Source organism: Amycolatopsis benzoatilytica AK 16/65, from assembly GCF_000383915.1.
In the GTDB taxonomy this organism is placed as follows: Bacteria; Actinomycetota; Actinomycetes; order Mycobacteriales; family Pseudonocardiaceae; genus Amycolatopsis; species Amycolatopsis benzoatilytica.
Genome location: NZ_KB912942.1, coordinates 7,197,535 through 7,223,385 on the forward strand (window position 1 = coordinate 7,197,535; position 25,851 = coordinate 7,223,385).

The following is a 25,851-nucleotide window of genomic DNA, read 5'->3' on the forward strand; positions in this document are numbered from 1 at the left end:
TGCCGCGGTTCTGCTGGCCGGGTCCCTGCGGGGACCGGCCTTGCGGACCGCGGTTCTGCGGCGGGCGGCGCGGCTCGTCCGCACCGGGCCACTGCGGGCCGGGCTCGTCGCCGCTGGGCCACGCCGGACCGGAGTCGGCGGGCGGGCGACGAGGTGGCCGCGGACCGCCGGCGGGGGGACGGCGGGGCGGGGCAGGGCGCCGGGGGGCGTCTTCGGCGGGCCAGGCGGGACCGGAGTCCTCCTGGGGCCGGCGGGCACGGCGAGGTGCATCTGGCTCCTGGCTGGGCCAGGAGCGGTCGCGGTCGTCGTTCACGAATGGGCCTCCGAGAGCTGCACTGCCGGCACTGTTCGCACTGCCGGTGCCGTCGTCCGGGAAGGACAGCGGCGAGCCGCCCTGCGTTCTGCAGCGGTTGTCGTACTCGTCACTGGCCCGCTGTCCTCCGAGGCCGGGCCGGGCGGGGTTCGCCGGTGCCGAGCACGTAGGACAGGACCAGGTGGTTCCAATGGCACGTCCGGCACACCTCTACGTCATAGACGGTGAACTCGCTGAAAACTCCGGCCATCTGGGCCAGTTGCTCCGGCGTGCGTGCCGATCCCGAGACGTGCTTGAGCTCATCGCCGTACACCCAGGAGACCAGGTGCAACGGCGTCCGGCGGCACATCGGACAGGCCCGGTCTTCGGTCCTGCCGTGGAACTGGGCCGCGCGGAGCAGGTACGGGCTCGCGTCGCAGACCTCATGGTCCCCGACGCGTCCGGAGCGGACGCCGGCCAGCAACGCACGGCGTTGCAAGGCGTAGTCCACTACCTGCCGCTGGTTTCGCACGAGGACAGAGTACGGGTTCTCGCCGCGCGGGCGGTGCCCCCTGCTGAGCGGCGCCCAGGGCAATCGCTCGGACACGCCGAAGGTTCGATAACGCTCTGGTCAATTCTGGCGAGCCGGACATCGGCCAGCGGGTTACTTACGCCACTTCGATGTATCGGCGCGATATACTCGGCCACTAGGTTGATCGGGCCGGTGCAGTGAGGTCAACGCCACCGGTCGTGGTGTGTTCCCGGAATGGGGTGCGGTGTGCTCGAACTCGCGATCCTCGGATTGCTGCACGAGGCCCCCATGCACGGTTACGTGCTGCGCAAACGTTTGCACGAGACGCTCGGGATGTTCCGGACGTTCTCGTACGGCTCGCTGTACCCGACCTTGCGCCGGCTGCTGCGGGCCGGATATCTCGTCGAGGAGCTGGACGAGGCGGACGACCGGGCCTGGTCCCGGCGCGGCCGTCGCGTCTACCAGCTCACCGCCGAGGGCAAGGAACGCTTCGCCGAACTGCTCGGCGACGCGGGCCCGGAGACCTGGGACGACGAGGGGTTCGGCGTCCACCTGGCGTTCTTCTCGCGGACACCGGCCGACGTCAGGATGCGAATCCTGGAAGGCCGTCGTCGCCGGGTGGAGGAACGGCGCGAGGGTTTGCGGGACGCGCTCGCCAGGGCCGAGGAGAAGATCGACCGCTACACCCGCGAGCTGCACCGGCTGGGGCTGGAATCCAGCGAGCGGGAGGTGCGCTGGCTCAACGAGCTGATCGCGCACGAACAAGCCGAGCAGCGCGGCCCGGAGCAGCCGGGCGGCAGCTGAGCGGCGGCCGCAACGGCGCGGCAGACCAGCTGAAGCAAGAGAACTGATTGAAGGAGAAACCGGCATGGGCGAGAACCGCCGCGTTCGGGTGGCCATCGTGGGCGTCGGCAACTGCGCCTCGTCGCTGGTCCAGGGTGTCCAGTACTACCGGGACGCGGATCCCGCCGCGCGGGTGCCCGGTTTGATGCACGTCCAGTTCGGCGAGTACCACGTCCGCGACATCGAGTTCGTCGCCGCGTTCGACGTGGACGCCAAGAAGGTCGGCCACGACCTCTCGGACGCGATCTTCGCCAGCGAGAACAACACGATCAAGATCGCCGACGTGCCGCCGCTCGGCGTCCCCGTGCAGCGCGGGCACACCTACGACGGGCTCGGCCGGTTCTACCGCGAGACCATCTCCGAATCCGACGACGCCCCGGTCGACGTCGTCGCCGCGCTGCGCGACGCCAAGGTCGACGTGCTCGTCTCCTATCTTCCGGTCGGCTCCGAAGAGGCCGACAAGTTCTACGCGCAGGCCGCGATCGATGCGGGAGTCGCGTTCGTCAACGCGCTGCCGGTGTTCATCGCGTCGGACCCGGCGTGGGCGAAGAAGTTCGAAGACGCCGGCGTCCCGATCGTCGGCGACGACATCAAGTCCCAGGTCGGCGCCACCATCACGCACCGCGTGCTGGCGAAGCTGTTCGAGGATCGCGGCGTGCAGCTCGACCGGACGATGCAGCTCAACGTGGGCGGGAACATGGACTTCCTGAACATGAAGGAGCTGGAGCGGCTCGAGTCGAAGAAGATCTCGAAGACCCAGTCGGTCACCTCGCAGGTCGACCGCGAGCTCGGCAAGGGCAACGTTCACATCGGACCGTCGGACTACGTGCAGTGGCTGGACGACCGCAAGTGGGCCTACGTCCGGCTCGAGGGTCGCGCGTTCGGCGACGTGCCGCTGAACCTGGAGTACAAGCTCGAGGTGTGGGACTCGCCCAACTCGGCGGGCATCATCATCGACGCGGTGCGCGCCGCGAAGATCGCGCTGGACCGCGGCATCGGCGGGCCGATCCTGTCCGCGTCCTCGTACTTCATGAAGTCGCCGCCGGAGCAGTACGACGACTCGACCGCCCGCGACGCGGTCGACGCGTTCATCCGCGGCGAGGTCGAGCGCTGACCCAGGCTTGAAGTCCGTGAAGGGGCCCTGGAGGGAATCTGATTCCCTCCAGGGCCCCTTCACTGCGTTGGGCCGGGCAAAGCGGCGGGCAGGGCGGCGAGGCTAGGCAGCACGGTGGTCTCGCGCAGCACGACCGGGTCCGGCGGGAAGTGCGGGTTCGGCACCGCGTAGACCGTCATGTCCGCGGCGAGCGCGGCGCGCAGGCCGTTGGTCGAGTCCTCGACCGCGGCGCAGCGGCTGGCCTCGACGCCGAGGAGCATCGCCGCGCGCAGGTAGACGTCGGGCGCGGGCTTTCCGGCGGCCACTTCCTCGCTCGACACCGCGACCGGGACCAGCGAGGTCAGGTCGCAAGCGGTCAGGAACGAGTGGATCAGCACCGGCGGCGACGAGCTGGCGATCGCGACCGGCCAGCGCCGGGAAATCTCGCGGACGACCTGGTCCGCGCCGTCGATCACCGGCGGCTGGCCGGCGTAGCGGGCGGCCATTTCGTCGATCACCGTGCGCGCGATTTCGTCCGGCGTGAGCTGTGCGCCGAGGGTTTCCACCAGGTAGGCCGCCCATTCCGGGGTACTCATCCCCTGCTGGGCGCGGGTCGCTTCGGGTCGCCAGGTGCCGCCGTGCTCGGCGACGACCGCGCGGCGCACCTCGTCCCACGTCCGCTCGGAGTCCACCAGTACGCCGTCGAGGTCGAAGATCACCGCGTCCACGTCCTCAGCCTAGACATTTCGGATCCGGCAGGCTTGTGAGCCAAATTACTTCGAGTGCCTAACTAAATTTGTTAGCATAGCTAAGTGATTTCGGTGGAGAGCGATCTGGCGAGCCGGCTCCGGCCGGTGGTCTTCCGGCTGTACTACGTGGTGCGCCGGGAGTCCTCGCAGTTGCTCACCCTCACCCAAGGCTCGGTGCTGTCCGAGCTGGTCGGCCGCGGACCCAGCCGGATGAGCCGGCTCGCCCGGCTGGAAAAGGTGCGGCTGCCGTCGATGACCGACGTCGTCGGCAGGCTCGAACGCCTGGGCCTGGTCACCCGGCGGCCCGATCCGGCGGACGGCCGCGCGGTGCTGGTCGAAGCGACAGCCGAGGGCGAGCGGTTCTACGCGGACCTGGTCGCCGACCGGGAAGCCGGCCTGCGCGAGCGGCTGGCCCGTCTCGACGGGGGCGAGCGCGCCGCGATCGACGCCGCGCTTCCCGCGCTCGCCAAGTTGATCACCGACTTTCACCAAGATCCGGAAATCCCGAAGGAGGAACTGATCCGCGATGAGCGCTGAGCACCACTCGAGCTTGCTGGACGCGGTCAAAGGCCAGCCCAAACAGGTGTGGATCACCGCGTTCGCCGCGGTCATCGCGTTCATGGGCATCGGACTGGTCGACCCGATCCTGTTGTCCATCGCCAAGGGATTGAACGCCTCGCCGTCCCAGGTCACGTTGCTGTTCACGTCGTACCTGGGCGTGCAGGTGATCGCGATGCTGTTCACCGGCGCGATGTCCGCCCGATTCGGCGCGAAGCGGACCGTGCTGGTCGGGCTGACGCTGATCGTCGCCGCGACCGCGCTGTGCGCCGCGGCCGGTTCGATCGAACAAATCGTCGGCTTGCGTGCGGTGTGGGGACTCGGCAACGCCTTCTTCATCGCCACCGCGCTGTCGGTGATCGTCGGCGCGGCGACCGGCGGCCAATCCGGCGCGATCCTGCTGTACGAGGCGGCGCTCGGGGTCGGGCTCGCGGTGGGCCCGCTGCTCGGCGCGCTGCTGGGCACCATCTCGTGGCGCGGCCCGTTCCTCGGCACCGCGGTGCTGATGGTCGCCGCCCTGCTGCTCTGCTCGATCTTCCTGACCAGTGACTCGCGGCAAAAACGCGATCCGGTCAAGCTCCTCGACCCGATCCGCGCGCTGAAGCACCCGGGCCTGCTGCGCACGTCGCTCGCTTCGGCGCTGTACACCGCCGCGTTCTTCGCGGTGCTGGCCTGGTCCCCGTTCGTGCTCGGCTGGAACGCCATCGCGGTCGGCCTGATCTTCTGCGGCTGGGGCCTCTGCGTCGCGATCGCCGGCGTGGTGTTCGCGCCGAAGCTGGCCGCGCGCTTCGGCGAACGGCACGCGGCGGCGCTCGCGGTGGTCGGCTACACGGTGCTGATGCTGGTGATGGCCATCCCGAGCAAGCCGGTCGTGGTCGTCGGGATCGTCGTGTCCGGCCTGGTGTCCGGGCTGCTGAACACGCTCTTCACCGGCACCGCGATGTCGATCTCCGACGCGCCGCGGCCGGTCGCGAGCGCCGGGTACAACTTCTGCCGCTGGTTCGGCGGCGCGATCGCGGCCACGCTGGTCGGGCACGTCGCCGAGTGGATGGGCTGGGAACAGGGCCCGTTCTTGATCGCCGCGGTGCTGTGCCTGATCGCCGCCGTGCTCCTTTCGCAGCGGGAGAAGAAGGCCGATCCGCGCGAGGTGCCGCGCGAAGCCGCGCTCGTCGGCGACGAAGAGTTCTGATTCACTCCCCGCGACCGCCCCTGGACTGTCCGTTCAGGGGCGGTTGTGCTGTTTATCCCTCCTGGGGCAAATACACCTGCTGTTCATCTTTATGTCCGGTTAAGGGGGCTTTCGCCGCATACGGTCGCTCCGTTCCCACCTAGAAGCGACCTGGAGGCCCCGTGTCCCTGGAGCCCGGACGACTGCTGCCGCTGTTCGCCAACCACAACCCTGGCCGGTCCGCGATCACCTGCGAATACCGGTGCGGCAACGCGTGCGCGCACGAGGCCCCGAACCCGACCGGCAACGAGTACTTCGGCGACGTCGCCAAGAGCGTCTCGCGGCGCGGCGTGTTCAAGGCGGGTGCGGTGATGGCCGCGGCGGCCGGCGGGTTCGCCGCGCTGTCCGGCACCGCCGCCGCCGCTCCGGTCCCGAGTGCTCCGGCTGTCCCGGCCACGCCGGCTCCGCTGGCGAAGGGCCGTCCGGTACCCGGCACCGACTTCACGCCGGTGCCGCCGAACAAGCTCGACGTGGTCAGCATCCCGGACGGCTACGCCCAGCACGTGGTGATCCGCTGGGGTGACCCGGTGGTGCCCGGCGCGCCGAAGTTCGATTTCCGCCAGCAGACCGCGGCCGCGCAGGCCAAGCAGTTCGGCTACAACAACGATTTCGTCGGCCTGATCCCGCAGGATCCGCTCGGCCTGCGCAATCTGCTGGTGGTCAATCACGAGTACACCACCGAGGTGCACCTCTTCCCGGCCGATCAGTACGACCCGGCCAACCCCACCGAAGAGCAGGTGAAGATCGCCTGGGCGGCGCACGGGCTTTCGGTGCTGCAGACGCTGCGCGACCCGATCGGCGGCGCGCTGCGCACCGTCTCGAGCCCGCTGAACCGGCGGATCACCCTCGACACGGTCTTCGAGGTGCGTGGTCCGGCGGCCGGGTCGAAGTACCTCAAGACGTCGGCTGATCCGTCCGGCAAGCGCGTGCGCGGCACGCAGAACAACTGTTCCGGCGGCGTCACTCCGTGGGGCACCGTGCTGTCCGGCGAGGAGAACTTCCACCAGTACTTCGCCAACGCGGACAAGGTGACCGACCCGGCGGAAGCCGCGCGGCTCAAGCGGTACGCGGTCGGCACCGGCGAAAGCATCCGAAAGTGGGAGCGGTTCGACAAGCGCTGGGACGTCTCGCGCGAGCCGAACGAGCCCAACCGGTTCGGCTGGGTCGTCGAGATCGATCCGAACGACCCGCGTTCCACCCCGGTCAAGCACACCGCGCTCGGCCGGTTCAAGCACGAGGCGGCGAACGTCAAGATCACCGCGGACGGCCGGGTCGCGGTCTACTCGGGCGACGACGAGCGGTTCGAGTACATCTACAAGTTCGTCTCGAAGGGCAAGTACAAGAAGGGGAACTCCGCGCTCGCCCGCCGGCACAACTCGGCGCTGCTGGACGAGGGCACCCTCTACGTCGCGAGGTTCACCGGCGACAGCCCGGGCGAGATCGACGGCTCCGGAAAGCTGCCCGCCGACGGCGAGTTCGACGGCGCTGGCGAGTGGATTCCCCTTGCCAGCGGGGATAAGTCCTTTGTGGACGGATTCACCGCGGAGGAGGTGTACGTGTTCACCCGCCAGGCCGCCGACCGGGCCGGGGCGACCAAAATGGACCGGCCGGAGGACATCGAGCCGAATCCGGTCAACGGCCGGATCTATGCCGCGCTCACCAACAACTCCGACCGCGGCGCGGCCGGCAAAGCCGGTCCGGACGAGGCGAACCCGCGCACTCGCAACAAGAACGGGCACCTCCTGGAGTGGGACGAGGAACGCGGCGACGCGGCCTCGACCCGGTTCGCCTGGCGGCTGCTGCTCGTCTGCGGCGACCCGGCGACCGCCGACACCTACTTCGGCGGGTTCCCCAAGGACCAGGTCAGCCCGATCTCCTGCCCGGACAACGTGGCCTTCGACCCGCACGGCAACCTGTGGATCTCCACCGACGGCAACACCCTCGGCGCGAACGACGGCCTGTTCTCGGTGCCGGTCTCCGGGCCGGAGCGCGGGCACGTCAAGCAGTTCCTGTCGGTACCGGTCGGCGCGGAGACCTGTGGCCCGGTGGTGACCGAGAACCTAGTGCTGGTCGCGGTGCAGCACCCGGGCGAGGACGCGGCCAGTTCGGCGAACCCGACGTCGCACTGGCCCGACGGCGGCGCGTCGCAGCCGCGGCCGGCGATCGTGTCGGTCTGGAAGAAGGGCGCGTTCGGCCTGCCTGGCCGGATCGGCCACCGGTAACACTTTGGGGTGTTTCTTACCGCCGACGCTCAGGAGTGGGTCTAGCTTCACCGCGTGAGGCGGGTAAGGAAAGTCGCGATCGGACGTGCGGCGGGCGCGGCGACTGGCACTGCGGTGCTGGTCGGCGCGCTCGTCGTCGTTCTTCCCGGATCGGCTCCGGCGGCGGGAGTCCCGGACTGCGGAGGCATTGCCGCCAACCCGAGCGTCGAGGCGGCCGGCACGCCGGGCGGTCCGCCGCAGGGCTACCTGTTCACGCCCGCCGCGCCAGTGCCGCGCAGCACGCCGGCGGACCGGGTGCCGAAGCTGTCCACCAGCACCGCGCACGCGGTCGACGGCCAGCTCAGCGCCCAGATCCAGACGCCGGAGGGCCGGGTCAGCTCGGCCAGCCAGGACCTGAAGGCAGTGCCTGGCGGGCAATACACCCTGTCGGTGTGGGCAGCCACGGCGCAGTCGCCGCTCGGTTCGCGCGCGAGCGCCACCACCGGTCTGCGCTTCGCCAACCGGGATGGCCGGGCCCTGCTGGAGAAGCCGCTGGACGTGACCCATGATGTCGCCTCGGACGGCAAGCTGGCTCGGCAGGACCTGCCGCCGGTCACCGCGCCGGACGACACCTCGGCAGTCTCGTTTTTCGCCAGTGCCAACCACAACTGGGTCATCTGGGACTGCGTTCGAGTCGATCTCGCCGCGTACACGGCGAAAATGGAAGTGCAGGACGCGGCCGGGAAATGGGGTCCTTCGGCGACTCTGCCGGCGGGCGAGGCCGCGCACTTCCGGATCGCGCTCGCCAACACGGGCACGCAGCCGCTCACCGCGATCACCGTGAAAGACCCGTGGTGCCAGGGCTTGCCGGGCGCGTTCGACCTGGCCGCGGGCGCGACCCGGGAGCTGACCTGCGAGCACCCCAACCTCACCGAAGACGACAACGGCCACGTCAACACCGCGAAGATCGCCGCCACCGGTCCCGGCGGCCCGCTCGCCGAGCAGAAGGCGACCGCGACGGTCACCGTCACGCCGCAGCCGGCGGTCGGGAAGATCGGCGACCGCGCGTGGAAGGACTTGAACCGCAACGGACTGCAGGACGACGACGAACCCGGCTATCCGGACCTGCCGGTCACACTCAAGGACGGGGCAGGCGGCACGGTCGGTACCGCTCGGACGAACGCGGACGGCATGTACCTGTTCGACCAGCGGAAAGACGGCACCTACCAGGTGTGCTTCGACGTGTCCTCGCTGCCCGACGGCCTGACCGTCACCCCACGCGACGCCGGCGAACCGGGGCTGGACTCGGCCGTCGACCCGGCGACCGGCTGCACCTCGCCGTTCACCCTGGGCGGGAAAAGCCGGGAACGGATGGACCTGGACATCGGGCTGGCGCCGCCCGCTCCGCCGTCCTCCGCTCCGCCGTCCTCGGCCCCGAGCCGGTAACCGCCGCGCGTCCGGCTGCGCCGGATGCGAGACTGGGCCGGACATCTCAAGTCTCCCAGGAGGTCCCGGCCCATCATGTCCGCCGCGGAGTCAGTCGGCGACGACCCGCCTCGGTGGCACCGCCGCCCGATGACCTGGACCTGGGCGGCCACCGCGGCCGTGCTCGCGCTGTACGCGGTGCTCGGCTGGCAACGCCGGTGGATGAGCGACGACGGGTTGCTGGTGCTCCGTACGGTCCGGCAGATCCTGGCCGGTCATGGGCCGGTTTTCAGTGTCGGCGAACGGGTCGAGGCAAGTACTAGTCCACTGTGGACGTGGCTGCTGGCCGCGCTCGGCACGATTCCCGGCCCGCCGCTGGAATGGGTCGCCGTGCTGACCGGTTTGGCATGCGCGGTCGGCGGGCTTTTCTTCGGTCTGGACGGCGCGCGCCGGCTCTACGCCGGTCCGGTTGTCCCCGCCGGGGCGCTGGTGGTCTGCGCGCTGCCGCCGTTCCGGGACTTCGCCACGTCAGGTCTGGAAACCGGACTGTGCCTGCTGTGGCTCGGTCTTGGCTGGTGGCTGCTGGTGCGGGGCACCGCGCCGATCGCCACGGCGATCATGCTCGGCCTCGGTCCATTGGTTCGTCCGGATCTGGCGCTGTTCAGCGTTGTCGGATTCGGCGCCTTGGTGTTGCTGCGGCGGCCGGGCTGGCGGGCCGCGGCTGGCTGGCTGGCCGCGGGTGTCGCGTTGCCGGTGGCGTATCAGGTGTTCCGGATGGGCTACTACGGCTTGCTCACGCCGAATACCGCGTTGGCGAAGGAGGCGGCCACCGCGGACTGGCCGCGCGGGTACGCCTACCTGCTGGACCTGATCAATCCGTATCTGCTGTGGATTCCGTTGCTGCTCTTGGCAATTGTCGCGGTACTGGAGCGGCGCGCGCGAATTCTGCCGCTCGTGCCGGTGGTGTCGGCGGCGTTGCTGGCGCTGTACGTGGTCCGGGTCGGCGGGGACTTCATGCACGCGCGGATGTTGCTGCCGGCGTTGTTCGCGGTGCTGCTTCCGGTGCTGGCGGTGCCGGTGACCCGGCGGACGGTCGCTCTGGTCGCCGGGACGGCGGCGTGGGCGGTGCTGGCCGGCGGGTGGCTGCGAGTGCCGTACGCGGGCACGCATCTCGCGGTGGGGGTGACCGACGAGCGGGCGTACTGGTCGTGGGCGACCGGGCACGAGCACCCGATTCTGGCCACCGACTACCTGGGGCAGGACGTCATCCGCAACGCGGTCGCGGCGATCGAGGCACCGGGGCCGCCGGTCGTGCTCGTGAACGGTTATGGCGCGGCGAAGCAGTGGTTCCGGTTCCCGACGGATCGGCCGTACGTGACCGTGGCTGCCGACAGCATGGGCGCGATCAGCAACATCGTGTCGCTCGACGTGCGGATTCACGACGGCTACGGGTTGGCGAGCGACCTGGCCGCGCACTCGTCGGCGATTCCCGGGGGACGGCCAGGCCACGCGAAGTGGCTGGTCGGGTCATGGGAGGTGGCCGAGGCCGGACGCGGCGATTACGCGGTGGACGGGCAGATCCGGCTGTTCTCGCCCGCGGAGATCGACGCGGCTCGGCGGGCGTTGCAGTGCCCGGACGTGCGGGAAGTGCTCGCCTCCACGCGAGAGCCGTTGAGTTGGAGTCGATTTATCGACAATCTAACCGGCGCGGTGGGCCGGACGGGGATCCGGTATCCGCGCGATCCCTGGCTGGCGGCGCGGTGCGGCGGCCAGTCGGCTCCGGGGCAGCGGTAGCGGCCGCTGACCGGCGGTCCCGGGCAGAGGTAGCGGCCGCGACTGGCCCCTGACTGACGGCGCTGGCGGGGACGCCTACCGTGGCCGGTATGACCGACCTTCCGCTCGCCTTGGTCACCGGTGCCTCGCGGGGCATCGGCGCCGCCATCGCGCATCAGCTTTCCCCGACTCACCGGCTGCTCCTCGGCGGACGGGACGCGGACGCCCTCGCGAAGGTGGCCGCGGAACTGCCCGGCGCCGAGCCGTGGCTGGTCGACCTGACCGACGCCGCGTCGCTTGAGTCGGCGGCGAGCCAGATCGATGAGCTGGACGTTCTCGTGCACTCCGCCGGAACAGCACAGCTGGGTACGGTCGCGGAGGCACCGTCGTCCGCGTGGCGGACGAATCTCGAGGTGAACGTCATCGCGGTGGCGGAGCTGACGCGGCTGCTGCTGCCCGCCCTGCGCTCGGCGCGGGGCCACGTGGTGGTGATCAACTCCGGCGGCGGGTACCGGGCCCGTGCCGGGTGGGGTCCGTACGCGGCGAGCAAGTTCGCGGCTCGGGCGTTCGCGGATTCGCTGCGGGAGGAGGAACCGGATCTGCGCGTGACGTCCATCTTCCCGGGGCGGACGGACACGGACATGCAGCGGGCAGTGCGCGAGCACGAGGGCGGAACGTACGACGCCGCTGCGTATCTCCGGCCGGATTCGGTCGCTACCGCGGTGGTTACCGCGGTGACGGCCACGCCGGAGGCGCACTTCACGGAGATCCAGGTCCGGCCTCGGTAATCGCCGGGCAAGCGGGTCGGGGAAGGGAACATCGAGGGAAGCGGATTCCCGTGAAGTTCCCTTCCCGGACGTCCGAACCTGCCCAGCGAACCGCCCGGCTCAGGCCCGCAGCCGGGCCGAGGTCTCCGCCACCGTCGCCTGGATCTCGCGCCGGTCCACCCGCGTCGGCTCCGCCTCGGCGACGACCTGCTCCCCGGCCACCCACACGTCCCGCACCCGGCGGGACCCGGCCGCCCACACCAGGTTCGCCAGCAGTTGCTCGTCCGGCACGTCCAGGCCCGCGGCGAAGGCGGGATCGTCCAGATCCACGTGGACCAGGTCCGCCCAGCGGCCCGGCTCCAGCGCGCCCAGGTCCTCCCGGCCCAGCGCCTCCGCGCCGCCCCGGGTGGCCATCAGGAACACGTCCTTCGCGGTCACCACCGTCGAATCGTCGTTCGCCAGGCGGGCCAGCATCGCCGCGAGCTGCAGCTCCTCCCACAGATCGATGTCGTCGTTCGACGCCGGGCCGTCGGTGCCCAACCCGACCTTCACACCGGCTTCGCGCAGGTCCTTGATCCGGGCGATACCGGACGCCAGCTTCGCGTTCGAACCGGGGCAGTGCGCCATGCCGACGCCGCGCGCGGCGAACAGGATGATGTCCTCGTCCGACAAATGAATCGAGTGCGCGGCCAGCGTTCGCCCGTTGAACATGCCTACCGAATCCAGCAGCATCGGCACCGAACCGTGTGCCTTTCGCTGCTCCAGGTCCTCCGCCGCGGCTTCGGCGACGTGAATCTGCACCAGCGCACCTCGTGCGGCCGCGGATTCCGCGGTGGCGCGGAGACCTTCCGGATTCAGCATGTACGCGGAATGCGGGCCGTAGCCCAGTTCGATGCGTTCGCCGGGGCCGAACCGCAACCCGTCGGCGTCGATCCAGCGGTCGATCCCGGCCAGGGATTCGCGCCAGTCCAGCCCGGGCAGTTCGATCACCGGCGGCGCGACCAGCACTCGGCCGCCGGTCGTGAGGACCGCGTCCACCAGCTGTTCGCCTTCGAAATACATTTCCGCGCTCGTGGTCACCCCGTGCCGGAGCATTTCCACCGAGCCGAGCATCATGCCGGTGCGGATGTCGGCCGGCTTGAGCTTCGCTTCGGTCGGCCAGATGATCTCGCGCAGCCAGCGCAGCAGCGGCAAGTCTCCGCCCATCCCGCGCAGCAGCGTCATCGGGCTGTGGGCGTGGGTGTTCACCAAGCCGGGCAACAGGATTCCGGTCAGCCGGGTGACTTCGCCGGCGAACTCCGGCGCGCTCGCAGCCGGTCCAGTGTAGGAAATCCGGCCGTTGTCGTCGACGTCCACGACGGCGTCGCGGAGCACCGCGCAGGACGGGTCGGCGGGAAGGACTACGGGGGCGTGGAAGCGACGCGACATGCCAAGATAGTACGGGCGTCCCAATCGTGCCCGGCGGGCGGCAACGCGGGCCGCCCCCGGTTGCCGTCCGAAACGGGATTCAGTCGACGATTCCGCTGCGCCACGCCCAAGCGGCGATCTCGCCGCGATTGCGGGCGCCGATCTTCCCCTGCACCGACGCGAGGTGCGTCTTCACCGTCGACAGGGACAAGAACAGCTCCGCCCCGATCTCGGTGTTCGTCAAGCCCTGCGCGGCCGCCTTCACCACGTCCATCTCGCGCGCGGTCAGCGGTTCCGACGGTGCCGGCGCCTCGCGTTTCGTCGCGTTCCCGCTGTTGAAGTGCTTCAGCAGGCGCACGGTGATCTGCGGCGACACCAGTGCGTCGCCGCGGTCGGCCGCGCGGACCGCTTCGATCAGCAAGGCCGGTCCGGCGTCCTTGAGCAGGAATCCGCTCGCGCCGTTCTGCAGCGCGGTGTGCACGTACTCGTCGAGGTCGAAAGTGGTCACCACGACCACCTTCAGCGGATCCGCCGCCCCGGGGCCGGCCAGCTGCCGGGTCACCTCGAGGCCGTCCAGGCCGGGCATGCGGATGTCGAGCAGGCACACGTCCGGACGCAGTTCGCGCGCCTTGGCCACCGCGGAGACCCCGTCCGGCACGTCCGCGACCACTTCGATGTCGTCCTGCGCGTCCAGGATCATGCGAAAGCCCATCCGCACCATTTCCTGGTCGTCCGCGATCAGTACCCGGATCACCTGTCAGTCTCCCCGTTCGCCTCGAGCGGCAGCCATGCCTCGACCCGCCAGCCGCCGCCCGGCTCGCGGCCTGCCGAAAGCCTGCCGTGCAGCAGCGCGACGCGTTCGCGCATGCCGACCAGACCGTATCCGCCCGACCCGCCGGCCGGCCGATGCGTCTGCTCGCGGCCGTTGTCGGTCACCCGAAGGTGCAGTTCGCGGTCGTCCGCCTCGGCGATCACCACCGCCTCGGTGGCGTCCGCGGCGTGCTTGCCGACGTTGGTCAGCGACTCCTGGATCAGCCGCAGCGCGGACCGGCCGACCTCGTGCGGCAGGTTCGGCGGCAGGTTCAGGTCCAGCTTCGTCGGCACGCCGTGGTTGCCTGCCTCGACCAGCCGCCGCAGGTCCGCGGCCAGGTCGGTGGTCGCCTGCTCGTTGAACTCGCCCGCGCCGGCCTGCGCGTCGCCGCGCATACTGCGCACCAGACGGCGCATCGCGGCCAGCGCCTCCACTCCGGCGTCCTCGATCCGCTCCATCGACTCCAGCGCCAGCGTCGGGTTCTTCTCGCCCATCATCCGCGCGGCCTGCGCCTGCACGACGATTCCGGTCACGTGGTGCGCGACCACGTCGTGCAGCTCCCGGGCCAGCGCCATCCGCTCGGCGGTCTGCGCGTCGGTGACCGCCGACTTCACCACCTGCGCCCGCTCGGAATCGCGCGACCGCAGGTACAGGCCGATCGCGATGGCGATGCCGAGCAGCAGCGAGGCGAGCACGGCGAGCATCGCCAGCGTCGACGCGTTGGCGATCAGCCGTCCGCTGCGGTACAGGCCGAAGTTCAGCGTGGCGGTGACCGCGACCACCCCGGACAGCACCGCGATCCGCGGCCAGGCGCGGGCGATCGGCATCGCTCGCACGATGTTCACCACGACGCCGAAACCGGCCACCACCTGGGTCGCCGGGACGCCGCCGAGGAACTGGTAGTTGTGCCCGAGGTAGAGGAACGGCGTCGCGAACGCCGACAACAGCATGATCCCGGCGACCACGAGGATCGCGTCCTTCGGCCGGCGCGGGGACGCCGCGGCCACCACCGCCGAGGCCGCGGACAGCAGCAGGGCCACAAAACTGCGGTACCCGGCCGAGTAGGTGTAGCTGAATTCGACCAGCAGGGTGAACGCGAGCAGCGCGATCAACGGCCACTGGCCGCGCACCAGGTCGTTGATCCGGCGCATGGTCTGCAGCCGTTCCTCGTTCTGCGGCTTGCGTTCCTGCCGTGGCCGCCCGACCACGCCGGCCACGACCGCGCCGCCGAGCAGCAGCACGCCGAACAGCAGCGACTGCACGACGCCGGTGCCGGACAGGTTGCGGTAGACGTCGCGGCCGAACACCGCGGTGAGCGCGGCCACCACGAGCGCGCTGATCACCGAGAAGGCGACGCCCGGCCGTGCGCGGCGGGCGAGCAGGTAGACCATTTCGACGCCGGCGACCACCTCGGTGACCGACAGGTTCGCCAGCACGCTGGAGTACGCCGAGATGTCGTAGTAGCGGATGAAGAACGTGAACATCATCAGTGCCAGCGCGCCGATCATGCCCGCCACCGCGGCGCGCTGGCGAGCCCAGAACGCACACGCGGCCATCGCGAAAATGGCCGGGAAGATGCCGAAGTCGGTGTAGCGCGGGTACTGCGTCCCGAGGATTCGCTGGGTCACGAAGACCAGGTCGAACGCCAGTGCGGCGAACAGGACGAGCACGGACATGTCGAGCCGGCGGGCGAGTTCGATCGCCCGCTCGGACCAGGTCTTCGACGGCGGGGGTTGCGGCACACCGTGACGGTAGATGATCCGCGGCCGCGCGCACCTTGGCCAGGTGGTTCGTCGGCATCGGCCGATCGGCCGATGGGTGCGCCGCCAGTACCGGCCGTCTGCCCGAAGTGCGGCCCGCACCGTTTCCGAGAAGCTGCGTTCCGTCGCAGTCGAAACCGGATACAGGGAGAGAGCTGGCGGATGACGAATCCACAGTGGAGCGCCGGAGCGGTGTTGTCGGGGCGCGGGCTGGTGAAACGCTACGGGGGGCAGCACGCACTGGCCGGAATCGACATCGACGTCCAGCCGGGCGACGCGATCGCGATCGTCGGTCCGTCCGGTTCCGGCAAGACGTCGCTGCTGCACGTGCTGGCCGGCATCCTGAAGGCCGACAGCGGCGAGATCCACTTGCAGGGACAGCGAATCGACCAGCTCAGCGAGAAGCGGCGCAGCGAACTGCGGCGCACCGAATTCGGCTTCGTGTTCCAGTCCGGGATGCTGGTGTCCGAGCTGACCGCCGAGGAGAACGTCGCGTTGCCGACGCTGCTCGCCGGCGGCAGCCGCGGCGAGGCGATCGAGGCCGGTCGCGAATGGCTCGCCAAACTCGGCTTGGCGGGCAAGGAAACCCGTCGTCCGGGCGAGCTGTCCGGCGGAGAGGCGCAGCGTGTCGCGATCGCTCGCGCGCTGACGCACCGGCCGAAGGTGATCTTCGCCGACGAGCCGACCGGCGCGCTCGACACCCGTACCGGCCGGGAAACGATGGACGCGCTGCTCACCGCGGGCCGGGAGACCGGGGCCGCGGTGCTCGTGGTGACCCACGACCGTGAACTCGCCGAATCGATGCCGCGCACGGTGGCGATCCGCGACGGCCTGATCGCCACGAGGCTCGCGGCATGAACCCGTTCCAGTTCGCCATGCGGGTGCTGCGCGGCGACCGGCGGACCCGCACCTCGGCGATCCTCACCGCGTTCGGCGTCGCGGTCGCGACCGGGCTGGTGCTGCTGCTCGCGACACTGCCCTACGCCACCCAGGCCCGCGAACAGCGCTCGCTGTGGCAGCGGAGCGGGCACTACAACAGCGGCGAGCAGAACTCGATGCTGATCAACACCACGAAGGACTACTTCGACGGTGCGCTGATCACCCGGGTCGATATCGCGGTGAACGGTCCGGCCGGCGCGCTGCGGTTGCCGGCGGGCATCCCGCAGCTGCCCGGTCCCGGCGAGGCGGTCGTTTCGCCCGCGCTGGGCAAGCTGCTCGCCAGCACGCCCGCGGAGAAGCTTGGGAACCGGTTCGGCAAGCCGGTCGCCTCGTTCGGGGACGACGCGCTGCGCTTCCCGGAACAGCTGGTGGTGCTCGTCGGGCACTCCGCGCAGGAGATGCGCCCGTCCGGCGATGCCTACTCGGGCATCCACGGCATCCCGGTGTCCTCCTTCCCGACTGGCGAGGGGCGCCCGGACAAGCTGCTGACCGTGCTGTCCTGGGTCGGCATCATCGTGCTGCTGGTGCCCAGCCTGGTGCTGGTCGCGTCGTCGGCACGGCTCACTGCCGCCCGCCGGGAACAGCGGCTCGCCGCGATCCGGCTGGCTGGTGCGACGCCGGGTCAGGTGACCGCGATGGTGGCCTCCGAAACCGGGGTGTCGGCGGTCGCCGGTGCGCTGCTCGGCCTGCTGGTGAGTCCCTTGCTGCGCGCGCTGGCCTCGTTCGTGCCGTGGGACGGCGGGACCTGGATGGCGTCCGACTTCAGCCTGCCGGTCCCGTTGACCGTGCTTTCGGTGCTCGCGGTTCCGTTGCTGGTGGTGCTGGCCGGGGTGCTCGGCCTGCGCCGCGTGGTGAGCACGCCGCTCTTCGCGACCGGCGGGCACACCGTGAAGCCGTTGCACTGGTGGCGGCTGCTGGCGCTGCCAGCTGCCGGACTGTTCTTCCTGTACAGCGTTTTCGGTGCCCGCGGCAGTGGCGGCAACCTCGCGCTTCTCGGGCTGGCGTTGGTGGTCGGCTCGGCGATGGTGGTCGGGCCGTGGGTGACCTCCGCGGTCGGCGGCACGTTTGTGCGGATGTGGCGGCGGCCGTCGTCGCTGCTGGCCGGACGGCGGCTGCGCAACGACCCGCAGGGCGCCTACCGGGCGACCGCGGGGATCGTGCTCGCGGTGTTCACCGGGTCGATGGCGCTGACGCTGCTGCCGTCGTTCGACGCACTCGCCGGCGGTGGCCGGGCTTACGTGGACTCGGCGCTGTACCTGGACGTTTCGGCGAAAGAAGCGCCCGCGGCCGCTCAGCAGACCAACGCCGCGCTGGCCAAGGCCGGCGTCACGGAGCGGGTGGTGCCGGTGGCAAGCGTCTACCTCGGCCAAGGCAGCCAGGGCTCCGGCGCCATGTCCCGCGGCTATGTCATGACCTGCGCGGACGCCGCGAAGCTGACCCGGATCGGCATCACTGAGCGGGACTGCAAGCCGGGTGTCTCGCTCTACTCGCCCTACCAGCTCGACGCGACCAGGCTGAACGTCGAGAACTTCGGTTCGAGCGACGGCAAGACCGTCCCGCTCGGGAACGTCACGACCGGCACGTACCACCCGGACCGGGACAACCACAGCGAGTACGTGCTCGACCCGTCCGCGCTGCCCGCCGGGGTGACGCCGACCTACGTCACCCTGGTGGTGCCGACCGTCGAAGCCGACCGCGAGATCGTGCGGACCGCGCTGGCCCCGCACGCGATCGGCAGTGAGATCGGCAGCCGCGACCAGTATCTCTACGGCCAGCAGGTGCAGTTGAACGACCTGCGCCGGGTCACCGTGATCGGCCTGATCGCGGCGGGCATTCTGGCCGGCTGCAGCGCGGCGGTGGCGACCGCGGGTTCGGTGATGGACCGGCGGCGCACGTTCGGCGCGCTGATGGCGGCCGGTACGCCGGTGCGGGTGCTGTCCCGCGCACTCCGGATGGAGGCCGCGCTGCCCGCACTGGTGGTGACGATCGGCGCCGGGGTGATGGGCGTGCTGGTCGGGCTCGGGTTGTTCATGGCGACCGTCAAGGCCGGCGCGGTGGTGTTCAGCCCGTGGATCGCCGCGCCGATCGTGCTCGGCATCGGCGTCGCGCTGCTCGGCGCGTCGGTCTGCACACCCGCGCTGAAGCGGGTGCAGGCGGAACCGCTCGCCGACGAATAGCTGGCCGCCGCCTCTTCGTGGGGTAGGGGCGGCACCGGGGGTGAAAGGACGCAGGGCCGTTGCCGGGGATGGGAACCCGGCAACGGCCCTGCGGCGTTTTCGGTCAGTGAAGGGCCGCTTGAGGGACTTAGATTCCCGGAAGGGGCCCTTCACGGACTTCTGGCATGAGACAGCGTTGGGTCAGCGCTTCTCGAAGATCAAGTCGTGCGACACCCGGCCCTCGAGGTCCGCGCGCTGTTCGAACTTGGTCACCGGCCGCCACTGCGGGCGTGGTGCCCAGCCGCCAGGCTCGTCGGCGTACCGGTTGCGCAGCGCGGGCTCGGCCGAGCACACCTCGAGCATCTGCTCGGCGTAGTGCTCCCAGTCGGTCGCCAGGTGGAAGGTCCCGCCGGGCGCGAGCCGCGAAGCGACCAGCGCGACGAACTCCGGCTGGACGATCCGGCGCTTGTGGTGGCGCTTCTTCGGCCACGGATCCGGGAAGAACAGCCGCACGCCGGACAGCGCACCGGGCGCGACGTGGTCGGTCAGCAGCACCACGGCGTCGCCGTGCATCATCCGGAGGTTGGTCACGCCCAGCTTCTCCGCGCGCAGCATCAATTGGCCGAGGCCGGGGTCGTACACCTCGGCGGCCACGTAGTTCAGCTCCGGGGCGGCGGCGGCCAGCTGCGAGGTGGTCTCGCCCATGCCGGACCCGATCTCCAGCATCACCGGCGCTTCCCGGCCGAACCACTGCGCGAAGTCGACCGGCCCGGCGGGCAGGTCGGCTACCGTACGGCCCAGCCGCGGCCAGTGTTCTTCCCAGGCACGCTGCTGTCCGACGGTCATCCGGCCGCCGCGTTTGACGTAACTGACCACGCTGCGCAGCCGGGGCTGGTCGTCGTTTTCCACCCGAACAAGATACGGCCGGGTCAGCGCACCGCTTCCAGCTCCCCGAGCCGAGCGCGCAGGCCGGCCAGGCCGGCCACCGCGACCGGGTCCGGTGCGGGCCCGGAGTGCGCGGGCAGCACGTCGATCCAGCCGTCGTGCCGGTCGGTGTTCAGCACCGTGGTCGGGATGGAATGGCCGGACTTCCCGCGTTCGGACGGCATGAACTCCCAGTAACCGGATTCGCCGTCGGCCGCCCAGGGCACGAACTCCCAGCCCATCCGCTTGCCGAGCAGCTGCGCCACCCGGTCCTCGATCCGGAAGCCGAGCTCGCGGGAGTCCAGCTTGCCGCTCGCGAACGCGCGCAGCCACCAGGGCGCCGGTGGCGGATCTTCGTCGCCGCCCGCGCGCCGGTACAGCGCGAGCACGGCGTCCTCGGGCGCACGGTGCACCCACGCCTGGCGCAGTTCGGCCGGCCGCATCGCGGGCCGGGCGAACCGCGGCAGTTCGATCGCCTGGGACCATTCGAGGTCCAGCATCGGCTCGAGCCGGGGAGTCGGTACCGCGACGTCGCGGGAAAGGATGAATCGATCAGCGTCCACCGTCAAGGTTCACCTCCGGAGAGCTGAGACGGGGCTCCGGCTTTGAATATCCTGGGAGTTTAACCAGTATGTCCGCTCCGTGTGAGAGAAGCCACACCTGCTTAACGTGGTCTTAATCCGTTTGCCCGCGGTACAAGCGCGACTGCACGTGCAGATTCAAGCGTCGCGCCGATTCGCGGTGACGACACCGGCCGCGAACAACGCCGCGCTGATCGCGGCGAAATAGCCGAGATAACCCCATGGCCCGAAAGGCGGCGACAGTTTCAAGGTGGCTCTGGTGAAATCTCCACCAGCGAACTGGGAAGCCGCGTAGAACGGCATCCACTGATAGACGTCGGGGCCGATCTTCGGGATCAGGATGATCAGGCCCTCCACCAGCTGCGTCCACACCAGCACGATCGACAGCGCCAGCGCGGAACTGCGCAGCAGCAGCCCGACGCCGACGCCGAGCAGTCCGGTCAGCCCGAAGGTCGCGACCTGCCCGAACACGATCCGCCAGTCCGCGCCGCTGTGCAGGCCGAGGTCGGTGTCCGGGCGCACCAGGTGGCCCATCCCCCACGAGCCGAGGCCGGCGGCCAGGCCGAGCACCGCACAGGTCGCCGACACCACCGCGCCCTTGGCGAGCAGCACCGGCACGCGCGTGGGCACCGCCTGGAAGGTCAGCCGCAGCGTGCCCCAGCTGAAGTCGGCGGTCGCGGCGAGCACCGCCAGCACCATCGCGACGGTGCGGCCGGTGCTGGTGGCGAGCTGCGTGTTGCTCACGTCCGCGGTGATCTCGGCCCCGGAAAGGCCGAGGAACAGCGCGGTGAACGCGATCGGCGCGGCCACCGCGATCAGCGCGCACCACCAGGGCGCGCGGGTGCTGAAAAGCTTGATTCGTTCCGCCCGCAGCAGGTTCACCGCGTACCTCCGCTGACGAATTCGTTTGCCTGGCCGGTCAATTCGAGATATGCGTGCTCCAGCGAACCGGCCACCGGGCTCAGCTCGTGCAGTGTGACGCCGGCCGCGAAGGCCAGTTCGCCGACCGCCGCACTGTCCATTTCGGACACAACGAACACCGGGGCGGCTTCGGAATCCTCGGTGAAAACCGCGCCTCGTTCGGTGAGTGCTTTTCGCAGCGCCTCGGCGTGCGGGGTGCGCACCCGGACTCCGCGAGATCCGGCGCGGGCTACGAAATCCGTCATGGTGCCCTGGTAAATCAGCTCTCCGCGCCCGATCACCACCAGATCCTGTGCGGTTTGCTCCATTTCCGGCAGCAGATGGCTCGACACGAACACCGTGCGGCCCTCCGCGGCGAGCCCGTGCAGCAGCTGCCGCACCCAGTGCACGCCTTCCGGGTCGAGGCCGTTCACCGGCTCGTCGAACAGCAACACGCGCGGGTCGCCCAGCAAGGCCGTCGCGATGCCGAGCCGCTGCAGCATGCCGAGAGAGAAGGTGCCCGCCCGCTTGCCCGCCACCGAAGCGAGCCCGACAAGTTCGAGCACCTCGTCCGTGCGCTTGTCCGGCAGCCCGTTGGTCGCGGCGAGGAAGCGCAGGTGCTGCCGCGCGGTGCGGCCGGGGTGGCGCCAGGTCGCGTCGAGCAGGGCACCGACGGTGCGCAGCGGATCGGTCAGCTGCCGGTACGGCTTGCCCTCGATGTGCGCGGTGCCCGCGGTAGGAGCGTCGAGGCCGAGCATCAGCCGCATGGTGGTGGATTTGCCCGCCCCGTTGGGGCCGAGGAACCCGGTGACGCGTCCCGCCTGGGCGGTGAACGTCAGGTCCCGCACCGCGACCGTGTCGCCGTACGCCTTCGTGAGTCCGGTTGCTTCGAGCACGCCTCACCCCTTCTCGTGCAGCCGAACTCTACCGGTACACAAGATCCGGGCCGCCCCCCGAACGGCGACCCGGATCTTGTTCCCCTTTTCCCTTTTTCCCCTTGTTCGGCTCGGCCGGCCCCCGCCTGACTCGTTCCGAACGCCCGTGGTGGGTCTTTGGTGTCAGGCGTCGCGCTTCTTCGCGACGCCGATCGCGATGGCCAGCATCACCACGGCCACCCCGGCGAAGTAGGCCAGCGAGCCGCCCTGAGACAGCACCGAGTCCGACGCTCCCGGCCCGGGGCCCGAGCCGCCCGCGTTGCCGAGGAACTTCTCCGCGACGTTGAACGGCATCCACTCGTGGATCTTCGGGCCGATGCTCGGGATGAGCTGGACCAGGTTTTCCACCGCCAGCACGTAGATCAGCAGCAGCGAGAGCGCGCCGGCGCTGTGCCGGATCAGCGTGCCGACCGCGACCGCGATGACCGCGGCGAAAGCGAACACCAGCCCGACGCCGGCGACGTTGATCCAGTCCGCGGAGGTGGTCAGCGCCAGCGAGTCCGACGGGCGGATCGCGTAGCCGAGGCCCCAGGCGCCGAAGGCGGCGATCTCGCCGATCACCAGCGACAGGAGTGCGACGACGACGGCCTTGGCGACCAGCACCGAGCCGCGGTGCGGCACCGCCTGGAAGGTGGTGCGGATAGTGCCGAAGCGGTACTCGGTGGTGACCGACAGCGCGGCCAGCACCATGATCACCGCGATGCCGAACTGGTGTCCGGCCTGGGTGTTGGCGACGCTGAGGGTTTCCCCGCTCGGCGCGGAGGCGGCCATCAGCGCGGCGAAGCCCGCGGTGAGTGCGATGGCGATGACGGCACACCACCACGGCGACCGGGTGGTGAAGAGCTTGATGCGTTCGACCGCGAGCAAAGTCATGGGTTTCTCTTCCTCGGCAAGGGTGGTCAGCGGGCGGTCGCGGTCTGCTGAACCGCCGCGTCGAGTCCGGTGTGGTATTCGACGGAATCGCCGGTGATCTGCATGAATGCCTGTTCGAGCGAACCGGTCTGCGGGCTCAGCTCGTGCAGCACCAGGCCGGCCGTCGCGGCGATCTCGCCGATCTTGTCGCTGTCCATTCCGGACACGATGAGCGCGTCGCCGGCGTCCACGACCTGCGCGCTGGCCGAGACCAGCTGGGCGCGCAGCGCGGGCAGCTGCGGCGAGCGCACCTTCACGGTGTTCTCCGCCGCCCGGGCCACGAATTCCTCGGTCGTGGACTGCGCGATGAGCTGGCCCTTGCCGATCACCACCAGGTCGGTCGCGGTGAGCGCCATCTCGGAAAGCAGGTGGCTGGACACGAACACGGTCCGGCCCTCGGCCGCCAGCCGCTGCATGAACTTCCGGATCCAGAGGATGCCCTCCGGGTCGAGGCCGTTCACCGGCTCGTCGAACAGCAGCACCTCCGGGTCGCCGAGCAGTGCCGCGGCGATCCCCAGCCGCTGCGACATGCCGAGCGAGAACCCGCCTGCCCGCTTGCCCGCCACGCTGGTGAGGCCGACGGTGTCGAGCACCTCGTCCACCCGCGTCGCCGGGATCCGGTTGGACCGGGCCATCCACTGCAGGTGCGCGCGGGCCGAGCGGTTGGGGTGCACCCATTTCGCGTCGAGCAGCGCGCCGACCGTGCGCAGCGGTTCCTTCAGATCGTGGTAGAGCTTCCCGCCGATCCGGACCTGCCCCGAAGTCGGGTTGTCCAGCCCGAGGATCATCCGCATTGTGGTGGACTTCCCGGCGCCGTTGGGGCCGAGGAATCCGGTCACTTTCCCGGCGGCCACGCTGAACGACAGGTTGTTCACCGCAAGCGTGCTCCCGTAACGCTTGGTGAGACCTGTTGCCTCGATCATCCCCTGCTCCCTCTACGGCGGTGCGGTCGGAATTCATCCTGACGCAGTGGCGCGCTTCCCGCGTCATCCTGTGGATCGAACTCGTCCCCCGACCTGAGTAGTACTCTGGCCGCCCCGGAGACGGAGCGCGATGGGGGATGCCCCTGACCCGACCCTGAGTTTTCCCGCCGCCGGGCACCGCCCGCGAGGGTCGAAGGTCCACACAGGACCGGTCAGCCGAGCCCCGGCCGGGCGAGCCCGGTCTCGTAGGCGAGGACGACCGCCTGCACGCGGTCGCGCAGGTCCAGCTTCGACAGAATCCGGCCGACGTGCGTTTTCACGGTCGCCTCGGAAAGAAACAGCGTCTCGGCGATTTCGAGGTTCGACTTGCCTTTCGCGATCAGCACGAGCACTTCGCGTTCGCGGTCGGTGAGCACGTCGAGTTCGCTCGGGTCGCGCATTTCCGAACCGCCCGCTCCGACGAACCGGTCGAGCAGCCGGCGGGTGACCGACGGCGACATCACCGCGTCGCCCTCGGCGACCGAGCGCAGCGCGGACACCAGGTAGTCCGGCTGGGTGTCCTTGAGCAGGAAGCCGGACGCGCCGCCCTGCAGCGCGGCGTAGACGTACTCGTCCAAGTCGAAGGTGGTCATCACGAGCACCCGCGCGGTGCCCGCGGAGACGATCTGCTTGGTCGCCTCCACGCCGTCGAGCACCGGCATCCGCACATCCATCAGGACGACGTCCGGGCGCAGCTCGGCGGCCAGCCGCACGGCCTGGGCGCCGTCGCCCGCTTCGCCGACCACGTCGATGTCGGTTTGCGCGCCCAGCACCATCCGGAACCCGACGCGCATCAGTTCCTGGTCGTCGACGACCACAACTCGGATCACGAACCCAACCTAACCGGCAGCACCGCGCGCACCTGCCAGCCACCGCCGGCGGCCGGGCCCACCTCCAGCGTCCCGCCGTACACGTTCGCCCTTTCCCGCATTCCGATCACTCCGTTCCCGCCGGCCACCGACAGCCGCGGGGCCGGCGCCCGGCCCGGCGCCGGGGCGGCGCTGACCGGTCCGGTCGCACCGACCTGTTCCAGTCGCCGCGCCCGCCCCGCGCCGTCGTCGCGCACGACGATTTCCACTTGGTCGCCGGTCAGCTGCACGCGCACCGCGGCGTGCGCTCCCGCGCCCGCGTGCTTGAGCGTGTTGGTGAGCGATTCCTGGACGATCCGGTAGATCCCGAGCGACAGGCCGGCCGGCAGGGCGCTCAGCTCTCCGTCCAGCCGCAGGTCCACCGGCACCCCGGCACCGCGGATCCGCTCGGCCAGGTCGCCGAGGGCGGTCGCGTCCGGCTGCGGCACCCGGGGTTCGCCGTCGCCGCTGTCGTTGCGCAGCACGTCCAGCAGCCTGCGCAGCTCGCCGAGCGCGCCGCGGCCGGTTTCCGAGATCGTGCGCAGCGCGCGGCCGGCCAGGTCCGGCTTGGCTTGCAGGGCCAGCGCGGCGCCGTCCGCCTGGACCACCATCACGCTCACCGAGTGCGCCACCACGTCGTGCAGCTCGCGCGCGATCCGGCCGCGCTCCTCGGCCACCGCGATGCGCGCGGCCTGGTCGCGTTCGGTCTCCAGCAGGTGCAGCCGGGCTTCCAGTTCGCGCTGGTAGGCGCGGCGGGCGTACATGAACTCGCCGAGGATCCAGCAGAAGGCGATGGCGAAGATGCTGAAGGAGAGCTGGACGCCCCAGTCCGGCTGCGATCGCGGCAGGGCGGCGGCCACCGCGGCGATGACCAGCGCGGCGGCGTAGATCAGCCCGTGCTTGCGGCCCACGTAGACCAGGACCGAGTAGAGGCTGACGGCCAGCGCGATGGCGCCGGCCGCGCCGAGGTCGAGCGCACTGTGCGCGTACGAGACCACGTACACGAGGTACGCGGCGATCAGCGGGCGTTTGCGGCGGAACACGAGCGGGGCGACCACCGCGATGTCGAGCGGGACAGCGATGTACCAGGCCGGCGGCTCCGCGCCGGATTCGCTGATGCTGCTGTAGAGCAGCAGGTCCAAGAGCAGGAGCAGGCCAGCAAGAAGCGAGTCCCCAGCCATCGGGTGGGCACGCATCCACAGGCTGAGCCGTCGCACGAGTCCACCCTAAGTCGCGCTGGCAGGGCGCGCGTCGG

General features: G+C 70.3%; 23 protein-coding genes. 10 read left to right on the top strand and 13 right to left on the bottom strand.

What is annotated here, in order from left to right; translation table 11 throughout:
• Positions 1–422: 422 nt before the first annotated feature.
• The gene (locus AMYBE_RS0133485; RefSeq protein WP_027928279.1) at positions 423–824 is read right to left on the bottom strand and encodes a DUF5318 domain-containing protein; all 402 of its coding nucleotides are present in this window, start codon (positions 822–824) and stop codon (positions 423–425) included.
• 246 nt (positions 825–1,070) lie between these two features.
• Between AMYBE_RS0133485 and AMYBE_RS0133490 the strand changes: the two genes are divergently transcribed.
• Positions 1,071–1,628 carry a PadR family transcriptional regulator gene (locus tag AMYBE_RS0133490; protein WP_020663757.1) on the top strand — a complete coding sequence of 186 codons (558 nt, stop codon included), beginning with the start codon at positions 1,071–1,073 and terminating at the stop codon, positions 1,626–1,628.
• 64 nt (positions 1,629–1,692) lie between these two features.
• Entirely contained in the window at positions 1,693–2,781 is a 1,089-nt protein-coding gene (locus tag AMYBE_RS0133495) for an inositol-3-phosphate synthase (protein WP_020663758.1), read from the top strand.
• Positions 2,782–2,840: 59 nt separating this feature from the next.
• Here AMYBE_RS0133495 and AMYBE_RS0133500 read toward each other — a convergent pair whose 3' ends face one another.
• Complete coding sequence (locus tag AMYBE_RS0133500) at positions 2,841–3,488, bottom strand: HAD family hydrolase (RefSeq protein WP_020663759.1); 648 nt, start codon at positions 3,486–3,488, stop codon at positions 2,841–2,843.
• An 84-nt stretch (positions 3,489–3,572) separates the two neighbouring features.
• On the opposite strand from AMYBE_RS0133500, the gene AMYBE_RS0133505 reads away from it, so the two are divergent.
• The 6 genes from AMYBE_RS0133505 (at position 3,573) to AMYBE_RS0133530 (ending at position 11,482) form a co-directional block, all read left to right on the top strand.
• Positions 3,573–4,046, top strand: a complete 474-nt coding sequence (locus AMYBE_RS0133505) for a MarR family winged helix-turn-helix transcriptional regulator (protein ID WP_020663760.1) — start codon at positions 3,573–3,575, stop codon at positions 4,044–4,046.
• Positions 4,036–5,256 (top strand): MFS transporter, encoded by a 1,221-nt coding sequence (locus AMYBE_RS0133510; RefSeq protein WP_020663761.1) that lies wholly within the window; start codon positions 4,036–4,038, stop codon positions 5,254–5,256. The genes AMYBE_RS0133505 and AMYBE_RS0133510 overlap by 11 nt, the downstream gene beginning before the upstream one ends.
• Before the next feature lie 161 nt (positions 5,257–5,417).
• The gene (locus AMYBE_RS0133515; protein WP_020663762.1) at positions 5,418–7,517 is read left to right on the top strand and encodes a PhoX family protein; all 2,100 of its coding nucleotides are present in this window, start codon (positions 5,418–5,420) and stop codon (positions 7,515–7,517) included.
• Positions 7,518–7,571: 54 nt separating this feature from the next.
• On the top strand, positions 7,572–8,942 hold the full coding sequence (locus AMYBE_RS0133520) for a DUF7850 domain-containing protein (protein ID WP_020663763.1): 1,371 nt from the start codon (positions 7,572–7,574) through the stop codon (positions 8,940–8,942).
• 75 nt (positions 8,943–9,017) lie between these two features.
• Entirely contained in the window at positions 9,018–10,715 is a 1,698-nt protein-coding gene (locus AMYBE_RS42870) for an arabinofuranosyltransferase AftB family protein (protein WP_020663764.1), read from the top strand.
• An 89-nt stretch (positions 10,716–10,804) separates the two neighbouring features.
• The gene (locus AMYBE_RS0133530) at positions 10,805–11,482 is read left to right on the top strand and encodes an SDR family oxidoreductase (protein WP_020663765.1); all 678 of its coding nucleotides are present in this window, start codon (positions 10,805–10,807) and stop codon (positions 11,480–11,482) included.
• Between the two features lie 99 nt (positions 11,483–11,581).
• On the opposite strand, the gene AMYBE_RS0133535 is transcribed toward AMYBE_RS0133530, so the two are convergent.
• The 3 genes from AMYBE_RS0133535 to AMYBE_RS0133545 form a co-directional block, all read right to left on the bottom strand.
• Positions 11,582–12,889, bottom strand: a complete 1,308-nt coding sequence (locus AMYBE_RS0133535; RefSeq protein ID WP_020663766.1) for an amidohydrolase family protein — start codon at positions 12,887–12,889, stop codon at positions 11,582–11,584.
• Between the two features lie 79 nt (positions 12,890–12,968).
• Complete coding sequence (locus tag AMYBE_RS0133540) at positions 12,969–13,622, bottom strand: response regulator transcription factor (protein ID WP_020663767.1); 654 nt, start codon at positions 13,620–13,622, stop codon at positions 12,969–12,971.
• Positions 13,619–15,421 carry a sensor histidine kinase gene (locus tag AMYBE_RS0133545; protein ID WP_020663768.1) on the bottom strand — a complete coding sequence of 601 codons (1,803 nt, stop codon included), beginning with the start codon at positions 15,419–15,421 and terminating at the stop codon, positions 13,619–13,621. The genes AMYBE_RS0133540 and AMYBE_RS0133545 overlap by 4 nt, the downstream gene beginning before the upstream one ends.
• 180 nt (positions 15,422–15,601) lie before the next feature.
• On the opposite strand from AMYBE_RS0133545, the gene AMYBE_RS0133550 reads away from it, so the two are divergent.
• Both AMYBE_RS0133550 and AMYBE_RS0133555 read left to right on the top strand, forming a co-directional pair.
• Positions 15,602–16,297, top strand: a complete 696-nt coding sequence (locus AMYBE_RS0133550) for an ABC transporter ATP-binding protein (protein WP_020663769.1) — start codon at positions 15,602–15,604, stop codon at positions 16,295–16,297.
• Positions 16,294–18,555 (top strand): FtsX-like permease family protein, encoded by a 2,262-nt coding sequence (locus tag AMYBE_RS0133555; protein WP_020663770.1) that lies wholly within the window; start codon positions 16,294–16,296, stop codon positions 18,553–18,555. Before AMYBE_RS0133550 ends, AMYBE_RS0133555 begins: the two co-directional genes overlap by 4 nt.
• A 180-nt stretch (positions 18,556–18,735) precedes the next feature.
• Here the strand turns inward: AMYBE_RS0133555 and trmB are convergent, their stop codons facing one another.
• The 8 genes from trmB to AMYBE_RS0133595 all read right to left on the bottom strand — a co-directional run bounded on the left by trmB (position 18,736) and on the right by AMYBE_RS0133595 (position 25,792).
• Positions 18,736–19,443 (bottom strand): tRNA (guanosine(46)-N7)-methyltransferase TrmB, encoded by a 708-nt coding sequence (gene trmB / locus AMYBE_RS0133560; protein ID WP_020663771.1) that lies wholly within the window; start codon positions 19,441–19,443, stop codon positions 18,736–18,738.
• Positions 19,444–19,463: 20 nt separating this feature from the next.
• Positions 19,464–19,958: a hypothetical protein gene (locus AMYBE_RS0133565; protein WP_084470474.1), complete on the bottom strand. Its 495-nt coding sequence runs from the start codon at positions 19,956–19,958 to the stop codon at positions 19,464–19,466.
• Between the two features lie 219 nt (positions 19,959–20,177).
• A complete protein-coding gene (locus tag AMYBE_RS0133570) occupies positions 20,178–20,921 on the bottom strand; it encodes an ABC transporter permease (protein ID WP_020663773.1) in 744 nt (247 codons plus the stop codon).
• On the bottom strand, positions 20,918–21,835 hold the full coding sequence (locus tag AMYBE_RS0133575) for an ABC transporter ATP-binding protein (RefSeq protein WP_020663774.1): 918 nt from the start codon (positions 21,833–21,835) through the stop codon (positions 20,918–20,920). Before AMYBE_RS0133575 ends, AMYBE_RS0133570 begins: the two co-directional genes overlap by 4 nt.
• Before the next feature lie 162 nt (positions 21,836–21,997).
• Positions 21,998–22,747: an ABC transporter permease gene (locus tag AMYBE_RS0133580; RefSeq protein WP_020663775.1), complete on the bottom strand. Its 750-nt coding sequence runs from the start codon at positions 22,745–22,747 to the stop codon at positions 21,998–22,000.
• Positions 22,748–22,773: 26 nt separating this feature from the next.
• Positions 22,774–23,709 (bottom strand): ABC transporter ATP-binding protein, encoded by a 936-nt coding sequence (locus AMYBE_RS0133585; RefSeq protein ID WP_020663776.1) that lies wholly within the window; start codon positions 23,707–23,709, stop codon positions 22,774–22,776.
• Between the two features lie 212 nt (positions 23,710–23,921).
• Positions 23,922–24,578, bottom strand: coding sequence for a response regulator (locus tag AMYBE_RS0133590; protein WP_020663777.1), 657 nt, complete (start codon positions 24,576–24,578; stop codon positions 23,922–23,924).
• Positions 24,575–25,792: a sensor histidine kinase gene (locus tag AMYBE_RS0133595; protein WP_425386964.1), complete on the bottom strand. Its 1,218-nt coding sequence runs from the start codon at positions 25,790–25,792 to the stop codon at positions 24,575–24,577. Before AMYBE_RS0133595 ends, AMYBE_RS0133590 begins: the two co-directional genes overlap by 4 nt.
• Between the last annotated feature and the right edge of the window lie 59 nt (positions 25,793–25,851).